The 9,960-nt window shown below is 69.8% G+C and carries 3 protein-coding genes and 1 tRNA gene; 1 reads left to right on the forward strand and 3 read right to left on the reverse strand.

Going from position 1 to position 9,960, the window contains the following annotated elements:
- Positions 1 to 294: 294 nt before the first annotated feature.
- Positions 295 to 5,754 (reverse strand): HAMP domain-containing protein, encoded by a 5,460-nt coding sequence (locus tag IE273_RS06475; RefSeq protein ID WP_189814159.1) that lies wholly within the window; start codon positions 5,752 to 5,754, stop codon positions 295 to 297.
- Between the two features lie 410 nt (positions 5,755 to 6,164).
- On the opposite strand from IE273_RS06475, the gene IE273_RS06480 reads away from it, so the two are divergent.
- Positions 6,165 to 8,924 (forward strand): SpoIIE family protein phosphatase, encoded by a 2,760-nt coding sequence (locus IE273_RS06480; protein WP_189814160.1) that lies wholly within the window; start codon positions 6,165 to 6,167, stop codon positions 8,922 to 8,924.
- A gap of 44 nt (positions 8,925 to 8,968) precedes the next feature.
- Here IE273_RS06480 and IE273_RS06485 read toward each other — a convergent pair.
- Together IE273_RS06485 and IE273_RS06490 are read right to left on the reverse strand one after the other, a co-directional pair.
- Positions 8,969 to 9,044, reverse strand: a tRNA-Thr gene (locus tag IE273_RS06485).
- Between the two features lie 84 nt (positions 9,045 to 9,128).
- Positions 9,129 to 9,791 carry a DegT/DnrJ/EryC1/StrS family aminotransferase gene (locus IE273_RS06490; protein WP_189814196.1) on the reverse strand — a complete coding sequence of 221 codons (663 nt, stop codon included), beginning with the start codon at positions 9,789 to 9,791 and terminating at the stop codon, positions 9,129 to 9,131.
- Between the last annotated feature and the right edge of the window lie 169 nt (positions 9,792 to 9,960).

Here is a 9,960-nt window from a genome sequence, read left to right on the forward strand (position 1 = left end):
GGCCCGCCCTCCTCGCCCCGGCTGTACACCGGGCGCCGCCCCAGGGGACGACTCCGTTTCGCCGCCCGTCCTTGTGCCGGTCATCGTAGCCGCACCCCGCCTGTCGCCACACCCTGTCACCGCGATGTCACTGTGCACATAGCGGAAACGCGGCGAGACCCCGGATGGTTCCCGGAATCCGGAATTCCGCCGCGTACCCGGTCCTCATCATGCAGCAACTCCCCGGGGCCGCCGAAGGTTCCCCCGGCGTTCACCGCACACCCGTCCGATCCGCGCACCCTGGGCACCCCGCGGTCACTCCGCGGTCATCCACTGGCGCATCACCGACAGCAGGTGATCAGGATCGACCGGCTTGGTGACATAGTCGGAGGCGCCCGACTCGATCGCCTTCTCCCGGTCGCCCTTCATCGCCTTCGCGGTGAGCGCGATGATCGGCAGCCCCGCGAACTGCGGCATCCTGCGGATCGCCGTGGTCGTCGCGTACCCGTCCATCTCCGGCATCATGATGTCCATCAGGACGACCGCCACGTCGTCGTGCTGCTCCAGCACCTCGATGCCCTCGCGGCCGTTCTCCGCGTACAGCACCGACAGGCCGTGCTGCTCCAGGACACTGGTCAGCGCGAACACGTTGCGGATGTCGTCGTCGACGATCAGCACCTTCTCGCCGCCGAACCGCACCGCGCGGCCCTGCTGCGGCGCGTGCTCCTGCTCCGGCACCGCCGTCCACTGCTCGGGCCGCTGCCCGTCCTCCGGCCGGCTCCGCCGCCGGCGCCTGAAGAGCGCGGCGGCGCCGTTCTGCGTCTCCCGGTACGACTTCACCTCGGCCGGCGTCTCGATCTCCACCGCGGACAGCTCCGAGGACAGATACGCCTCGGAGGCGACCAGGTCGCCGGCCTCCAGCGCGGGCACGGACTGCTGGTAGCCCTGCGGCGGCAGTTCGCTCGGGTGCAGCGGCAGGTAGAGCGTGAACGTCGAGCCACGGCCCGGTTCGCTCTGCGCGTGGATCTCGCCGCCGAGCAGCTGCGCGATCTCCCGCGAGATCGACAGGCCGAGGCCGGTGCCGCCGTACTTGCGGCTGGTGGTGCCGTCCGCCTGCTTGAACGCCTCGAAGATCACCCGCATCTTGCTGGCCGCGATGCCGATACCGGTGTCGGTCACCGAGAACGCGATCAGCTCGCCGCCCGGGTCACGCAGCGAACCGGCCTCCAGCAGCTGTTCCCTGATGGACTGCGGCACACTCGCGCCCGCGGGCCGGATCACCAGCTCCACCGACCCGGAGTCGGTGAACTTCACCGCGTTGGACAGCAGGTTGCGCAGCACCTGGAGCAGCCGCTGCTCGTCGGTGTGCAGGGTCGCCGGCAGCTCCGGGGAGACCCGGACGGACAGGTCCAGGCCCTTCTCCGCGGTCAGCGGCCGGAAGGTGGCCTCCACGTAGTCCACCAGCTGGACGAGCGCGATCCGCGTCGGGGAGACGTCCATCTTGCCCGCCTCGACCTTCGACAGGTCCAGGATGTCGTTGATCAGCTGGAGCAGGTCGGAGCCGGCACCGTGGATGGTCTCGGCGAACTCGACCTGCTTGGGCGAGAGGTTGCCCTCGGCGTTGTCGGCGAGCAGCTTCGCCAGGATCAGCAGCGAGTTGAGCGGGGTGCGCAGCTCGTGCGACATGTTGGCGAGGAACTCGCTCTTGTAGCGCATCGAGACCGCGAGCTGCTCGGCACGCTCCTCCAGGACCTGCCGGGCCTCCTCGATCTCGGTGTTCTTCACCTCGATGTCCCGGTTCTGCCGGGCCAGCAGCTCGGCCTTCTCCTCCAGTTCGGCGTTGGAGGCCTGGAGCGCCTTCTGCCGGTTCTCCAGCTCGGCCGACCGCTCCCGCAGCTGCTCGGTCAGCTCCTGCGACTGCTTGAGCAGCTGTTCGGTCTTGGTGTTGACCGAGATGGTGTTGACGCTGGTCGCGATCATCTCGGCGATCTGGTTGAGGAAGTCCTTCTGGATGTGCGTGAACGGCGTGAAGGACGCCAGCTCGATCACACCGAGCACCTTGCCCTCGAACAGCACCGGCAACACGATGACCTGCGCGGGCGGCGCCTCGCCGAGCCCCGAGGAGATCTTCAGGTAACCGCTCGGCGCGTCCGACACCAGGATCGTGCGCTTCTCCTGCGCGGCCGTGCCGACCAGCGCCTCACCGGGCCGGAACGACGTCGGCATGGAGCCCATCGAGTAGCCGTACGAGCCGAGCATCCGCAGCTCGTAGTCGTCCTCGCCGTTGCCGACGCCCTTGCCCTCCATGAGCGGCATCGCCACGAAGAACGCGCCGTGCTGCGCGGACACCACCGGCGTCAGCTCGCTCATGATCAGCGAGGCCACGTCCTCCAGGTCCCGGCGGCCCTGCATGAGGGCCGAGATCCGGGCCAGGTTGCCCTTGAGCCAGTCCTGCTCCTTGTTGGCGATCGTGGTGTCGCGCAGGTTGGCGATCATCTTGTTGATGTAGTCCTGGAGCTCCTGGATCTCGCCGGACGCGTCCACGTCGATCTTCAGGTTCAGGTCGCCGCGGGTCACCGCGGTCGCCACGCGCGCGATGGCCCGCACCTGCCGGGTGAGGTTCCCGGCCATCTCGTTCACGGACTCGGTCAGGTCCCGCCAGGTGCCGTCGACGTCACGCACGCGTGCCTGACCGCCCAGCTGCCCTTCCGTACCCACCTCGCGGGCCACCCGGGTGACCTCCTCGGCGAAGCTGGACAGCTGGTCGACCATCGTGTTGATCGTCGTCTTCAGCTCAAGGATCTCGCCGCGCGCGTCAATGTCGATCTTCTTCGTCAGGTCACCCTTGGCGATGGCCGTGGTGACCATGGCGATGTTGCGCACCTGGCCGGTCAGGTTGGACGCCATCTGGTTCACCGACTCGGTGAGGTCCTTCCAGGTGCCGGCCACACCCGGCACGTGCGCCTGGCCGCCCAGGATGCCGTCCGTGCCCACTTCACGGGCCACCTTGGTGACCTGGTCGGCGAACGAACTCAGCGTCTTCACCATGGTGTTGATCGTGTCGGCGAGCTGCGCGACCTCACCGCGCGCCTCGATCGTCACCTGCTGCGTCAGGTCACCGTTGGCGACGGCCGCGGCCACCTGGGAGATGTTCCGCACCTGCATGGTCAGGTTGTTGGCCATCAGGTTGACGTTGTTGCTGAGGTCCTTCCAGATGCCCGTGACGCCCGGCACGTGCGCCTGACCGCCCAGGATGCCCTCGGTGCCCACCTCACGGGCCACCCGGGTCACCTGCTCGGCGAAGCTGGACAACTGGTCGACCATCGTGTTGACCGTCGTGACGAGCTCAAGGATCTCGCCCTTCGCGTCAACAGTGATCTTCTTCGACAGGTCGCCCTTGGCGACCGCCGTCGTCACCTCGGCGATGTTGCGCACCTGGATGGTCAGGTTGTTCGCCATGAAGTTCACGGACTGCGTGAGGTCCTTCCAGGTGCCGGAGACACCCTGCACCTCGGCCTGACCGCCGAGCATGCCCTCCGTACCCACCTCACGGGCCACCCGCGTGACCTCCTGGGCGAACGACGACAGCTGGTCGACCATCGTGTTCAGGGTGTTCTTCAGCTCCAGGATCTCCCCGCGCGCGTCCACGGTGATCTTCTGGGACAGGTCACCGCGCGCCACGGCGGTGGCGACCTGCGCGATGTTGCGCACCTGGGCCGTGAGGTTGCCGGCCATGCCGTTCACGGAGTCGGTCAGGTCCCGCCACACACCGGCCACACCGGGCACCTGCGCCTGCCCGCCCAGGCGGCCCTCCGTACCCACGTCCCGCGCGACGCGGGTCACCTGGTCGGCGAAGGCGGACAGTTGGTCGACCATCGTGTTGATCGTGTTCTTCAGCTCAAGGATCTCGCCGCGCGCGTCCACGTCGATCTTCTGCGACAGGTCACCGCGCGCCACGGCCGTCGTCACCTGGGCGATCTGCCGCACCTGGGACGTCAGGTTGCCGGCCATGAAGTTGACGGAGTCCGTCAGCTCCTTCCACGTACCGGAGACGCCGTCCACCCGGGCCTGACCGCCCAGCCGGCCCTCCGTACCCACGTCCCGGGCCATCCGCGTGACCTGGTCGGCGAAGCTCGACAGCTGGTCCACCATCGTGTTCACGGTGTTCTTCAGCTGGAGCATCTCACCGGACACGTCCACGGTGACCTTCTGCGACAGGTCGCCGTTGGCCACCGCCGTGGTCACCTGGGCGATGTTGCGCACCTGCCCGGTGAGGTTGCGGAACGCGGTGTTGACGGAGTCCGTCAAGTCCTTCCAGGTACCGGCCGCCCCCGGCACCTGCGCCTGGCCGCCCAGCTCACCCTCGACACCGATCTCCCGGGCGACCCGCGTCACCTCGGCACCGAACGCCGACAGCTGGTCCACCATGCCGTTGACGGTGTTCTTCAGCTCCAGCATCTCGCCGGCCACGTCCACGGTGACCTTCTGCGACAGATCACCGCTGGCCACCGCCGTCGTCACCGCGGCGATGTCCCGCACCTGGGTGGTCAGGTTCCGGAACACCGTGTTGACGGAGTCCGTCAGGTCCTTCCACGTACCCGCCGCGCCCGGCACGTTCGCCTGGCCGCCGAGCCGCCCCTCCGCGCCGACCTCGTTCGCCACCCGCGTGACCTCGTCCGCGAAGATCCGCAGCGTCTCGGTCATCTGGTTGATCGTCTCGGCGAGCTGCGCCACCTCACCGCGCGCCGGAACCGTCACCTTCTGCGACAGGTCGCCGTTGGCCACAGCGGTCGTCACCTGGGAGATCCCCCGCACCTGCGCGGTCAGGTTGCCCGCCATCGTGTTGACGGAGTCCGTCAGCTCCTTCCACACGCCGGCCACCTCGGGCACCTGCGCCCGGCCGCCCAGGATGCCCTCCGTGCCCACCTCCCGGGCCACCCGCGTGACCTCGGAGGAGAACGCCGACAGCTGGTCCACCATCGTGTTGACGGTGTTCTTCAGCTCCAGCATCTCGCCGGCGACATGGACGGTCACCTTCCGGGACAGGTCACCCTTCGCCACCGCCGTGGTCACCAGGGCGATGTCGCGCACCTGGGCGGTCAGCCGGTCCGCCATCGTGTTGACGGACTCGGTCAGGTCCTTCCACGAACCGGACATACCGCGCACCCGGGCCTGACCGCCGAGCTTGCCCTCGGTGCCGACCTCGCTGGCCACGCGCGTGACCTCGTCCGTGAACGTCGACAACTGGTCGACCAGGTTGTTGACGGTACGGCCGACCTTCAGGAACTCGCCCCGCAACGGGTGCCCCGTACCGCCGTCCGGCGCCTGCGTCCGCAGCTCCATCCGCGGCGACAGATCGCCCTCGGCGACCGCGGTGAGCACCCGGCTGACCTCCGAGACCGGCCAGACCAGGTCGTCCACCAGCGCGTTGGAGTTGTCGACGGCCGTCGCCCAGGAGCCCTCACAGGCCCCCGTCTCCAGCCGCTCCGTGAGCTTTCCCTCACGCCCCACCATGCGCCGCACCCGCGACAGCTCACCGGTCAGATGCAGGTTCCGGTCGGCCACCTCGTTGAAGACGGCCGCGATCTCCGACATCACGCCGTCCCCGGAGACCGTGAGCCGCTTGCGGAAGTTCCCGTCGCGCATCGACACGAGCGCCGCCAGCAGCCGGTTCAGGGCAGCCGTGTCCACCGTGGTGGTGCCGCCGCTCCTGCCCAGGGACGATTCGCCTTTCGCGCGCGTCTTCGTACCTCGCGTCGCCGCGCCAGACTCCACTGTGTCCCTCCCGGAGGGGTAGACCGTTACTGCTGTGCTCGATCGCTTCGGCCCGGCCTGCCGGTCATCGGCATACCGGTTACTTCCGCGTACCGGTTACTGCTGCGTATTTCTGCCAGACGGGGTCCGGCCACACCAATGGCTGCTGCCCGCCGTACACGGAACGCACGCAGCCCGACCCGACCTTCGTCAGAAGCCTGCCCAGTGTTTCACCCCGGCCGAACCAGGCCATAACAGTTCGGCAGCTTCGCACATCGTCCGCACACCCTGGGGACGTAAACACCGGCGACCGGCATCCGCTGGGACCGCGAAGGTAAGTAACCTTGCATGCGGCTGTCCAGCCGCACCGGTCCGACCGGTCTGGGCGGTGGCACGAGTACGAGCGGGCATCGGAGGGGCGGCCGGACACCATGACCACCGGACTGATCCCCGGGGGACATCCCCCGGAGCCACAGCCGACCGGCGAGCTGATGCCGCAGCAGCGGAGCGAGCCGGCCGGCCACGCAGCCCTGCATGTCGACAACCGGCCGAGGAGTTCTGTGATCACCGCGCGCGCGGCTGCCAGTTTCGAGCCCGTCGGACGATCGGTCGCGACCGCCCGGTCCTTCGTCCGCGACACCCTCCAGGGCTGGGGGTTCGCCGACATCGTCGACGACGCGGTCGTCCTCACCAGCGAACTGGTGACCAACGCCGTCGTCCACGCGGGCACGCACGCGGACGTGCTGTGCCTGCGCACCGAGGACGGCGTGCGCATCGAGGTCTCCGACCGATACCCGGAGCGCGAGGTCCCCCTCCAGGGCTCCGCCGTCGCCATGAGCAGCCCCGACCGCGAAGGCGGCCGCGGCCTCCAGCTCTGCGCGGCCCTGGCCACCCGCTGGGGCGTGGACTACACCCCCACCCACAAGAACGTCTGGTTCCAGCTCAACCTGCCCGAGCGCCCGGTCGGCACCCGCACCGCCGGCCCGGCCCTGCCCGCCGACCTCCTCCCGCTGGCCGACGGCCGCGTCCGCGTCGCCGTCCTCCAGGTCGACCGGAAGGGCGGCATCAGCGCCTGGAACGAGGACGCCGAGGAGCTGTTCGGCTACCCGTCCTCCGACGTCATCGGCAAGCCCCTCGTCGACCTGGCCGCCTGGCCGCACACCCCGGGCACCGGCACCGGTATCGCCGAGGCCCTCCAGCTCTCCCGCTGGGAGGGCACCTACGGCATCCGCGGCGCCGACGGTCGCGTGGCCCAGGTGTACGCCTCCCACCTCAGGGTCCGCGACACCGGAGGCGAACCCTCCACCGTCTGCCTCCTCGTCCGCGACCACGAGCGCGCCGTCCTGCAAACCCCCTCCCGCGTCCCGGCCACCGACCCGGCCCCGTCCGTCGACGGGCAGAGCACCGACCCCTTCGAGGTGTTCATCGGCTCCCCCGCCCCGGACGACCTCGACGGCCTCCTCCAGCGCACGGTGGAACGCGCCCGCGACATGCTCGACGGCGACTCCGCGTTCCTGCTGCTCGCCACCGACGACGAGACGGAACTGGAGGTCCGCGCCTCCACCGGCCTGCCCTCCGCCCGCCAGCGCTTCGCGCGCGTGCCCGTCGAGGCCGGCCCCGGCCGCTACGGCTCCGCCCGCATGCCCGCCGTCCACGACGACCTCGCCGCCGTCCCCGGGGCCGTACCCCTGCTCGCCGGAACCGGCATGCGCTCCGTCGTCACCGTCCCGCTCAAGGTCGAGGGCCGCCTCACCGGCTCCCTCGGCGTCGCCGCCGAGGCGCCCGGCCGCTACACCAACGAGGAGGCGCTGCGCCTCCAGTTCGCTGCCGACCGCATCGCCCTGGCCGTCGAGTCGGCCCGCCTCGGCGAACTGGAACGGCTGCGCCGCGGCTCCCTGAGCTTCCTGGTCGAGGCCTCCGACCTGCTGGCCGGCACCCTGGACCGGGACCAGACGCTGGCCCTGATGGCCCAGATGACGGTCCCGACGCTGGCCACCTGGTGCGCGGTCTACACGATCGCCGACCAGGCCTCCGAGCCGTACCTGTCGTACGTCCTGCACGAGGACGAGGAACTCATCGACGGCATCAAGTCGTTGCTGTCGAAGGTCCCCCCGCCGGACCCGGTGCCGACGCCCGGCGCCCGCGTGTGGACGGCCCCCGGCGAGGTCGCCCACCAGGCCGCCCTGCGCACCTCCATGCGCAGCCTGGGCCTGGCCGGCGGCCCCACGCACCAGATCGCCTCCGGCATCGGCCCGACGCTCGCGACGGCCTCCGCGGTCGGCGGCGAGACGGTCGTCCTGCCGCTCGTCGCGCGCAACCGCGTCATCGGCATGCTGACCCTCGGCAAGCCCACCGACGAGCACTTCCGCCAGGAAATCCTGGAACTCGCCGAGGACTTGAGCCGCCGGGCCGCCCTCGCCCTGGACAACGCCCGCCTGTACTCGGAGCGCACGGCCATCAGCCAGTCCCTCCAGCGCAGCCTGCTCCCGCCGGGCCTGCCGCAGATCGACGGCGTCGAGGTCGAGGTCATCTACCGCGCGGCCGGCGAGGGCAACGAGGTCGGCGGTGACTTCTACGACCTCTTCCCCATCGGCGACGGCGCGTACGGCTTCGCCATCGGCGACGTCTGCGGTACGGGCCCCAACGCGGCGGCGGTCACCGGCCTGGCCCGGCACGCCCTGCGCCTGCTGGCCCGCGAGGGCCTGTCCGGCCCGGCCGTGCTGGAGCGCCTGAACTCCGCGATCCTCGACGAGGGCGACCGCAGCCGCTTCCTGACCCTCCTCTACGGCGAGATGCGCCCTCAGGAGGACGGCAGCGCCGAGCTGAAGGTGGTCTGCGCCGGCCACCCGCTCCCGCTGCGCCTGCGCCAGGACGGCACGGTGACGGCCGCGGCCGAACCCCAGCCGCTGCTGGGCGTCATCGAGGACCTGGAGCTGTACGAGGAGACGGTCACGCTCGACCCGGGTGACGTGCTGCTGTGCGTCACGGACGGCGTCACCGAACGCCGGGAGGGCTCGCGCATGCTGGGCGACGACGGCCTCGCCGACGTCCTCACGACGTGCACGGGTCTGACGGCGGGCGCGGTCGCGGCACGCATCATGCGCGCGGTCGAGCGTTTCGCCTCCGACGCCCCGTCCGACGACATGGCCATTCTGGCGATGCGGGTCCCGGGAATCCACACGGAGGCCTGAGGAAGCACGAAAATGCCCCACCCGGAAGGGTGGGGCATTTTTGCTGGAGCCCCCAAACGGAATCGAACCGTTGACCTTCTCCTTACCATGGAGACGCTCTGCCGACTGAGCTATAGGGGCCTGTCGTTTTCGAGGTTTCCCTCGCGGCGACGAAGAAACTGTACCCCGAGCAGGTCCGAGTTCCCAAATTCGTGCGCTGTCCGGTCAGAAGGCGGGCTGAAGCAGACCGCCCAGGGCGTTGCAGGCGGACACTATGCGGTGCATCTCCCGCTTGGTGAGCGCGGCGTCCACGGGCAGCGCGAGCGTTTCGTCGGCGGCCAGCTCGGTCTGCGGCAACGACACGCACCGGCGGAATTCCGGCAGCCGGTGCACGGGCGTCTTCACCGGCACCCGGCACTCGACTCCCTTGGCCCGTACGGCCCGCGCGAAGGCGTCCCGGTCCGGCCGACCGTTCCCCGGCACCCGCACGACGTACTGCTGATAGGTGTGCCCGTCCCCACCGTCCGGCGTCCGTACGCCCTTCAACTTGGCGTCGAGATAAGCCGCGCGCTCCCTGCGCTGCGCTATCTCGTCGTACGGCGCCTCGGACTCGCCCTGCTCCAGCACCAGCAGCCCGTGCCGCTGCCCGAGCGCGTGCAACCGCCCGGTGTCGGCCCGCCGTCCGAAACGGTGGACGACAACCACCGCGGCCGTACGCGCGGTTACGGCCGCCTCGACCGCGTCCGGGTCGAGGCAGTAGGTCACGGGATCTATGTCCGCGAACACCGGGAGCGCGCCCGCAAGGGTCACGGCCTCGGCGACCTCGACGTTCCCGAAGGCCGGTACGACGACCTCGTCACCGACTCCTACGCCGGCGGCCCTGAGCATAGCTGCGGTTCCCATGTCTGGGATGCTGGGCCCGCAACGTGAACGACACGTTACGCACAACAGAAAAAGGTCGGACCCCGAACCGAAGTTCAGGATCCGACCTTTTCAAAGGGAGTTCGGCGGCGTCCTACTCTCCCACAGGGTCCCCCCTGCAGTACCATCGGCGCTG

Source organism: Streptomyces olivaceoviridis (assembly GCF_014650115.1).
In the GTDB taxonomy this organism is placed as follows: domain Bacteria; phylum Actinomycetota; class Actinomycetes; order Streptomycetales; family Streptomycetaceae; genus Streptomyces; species Streptomyces olivaceoviridis.

Bases quoted from the DNA above. Each gene is read 5' to 3' on its own strand.
- IE273_RS06480 (WP_189814160.1), top strand. From the start codon at position 6,165: ATGACCACCGGACTGATCCCCGGGGGACATCCCCCGGAGCCACAGCCG.
- IE273_RS06490 (WP_189814196.1), bottom strand. From the start codon at position 9,791: ATGCTCAGGGCCGCCGGCGTAGGAGTCGGTGACGAGGTCGTCGTACCG.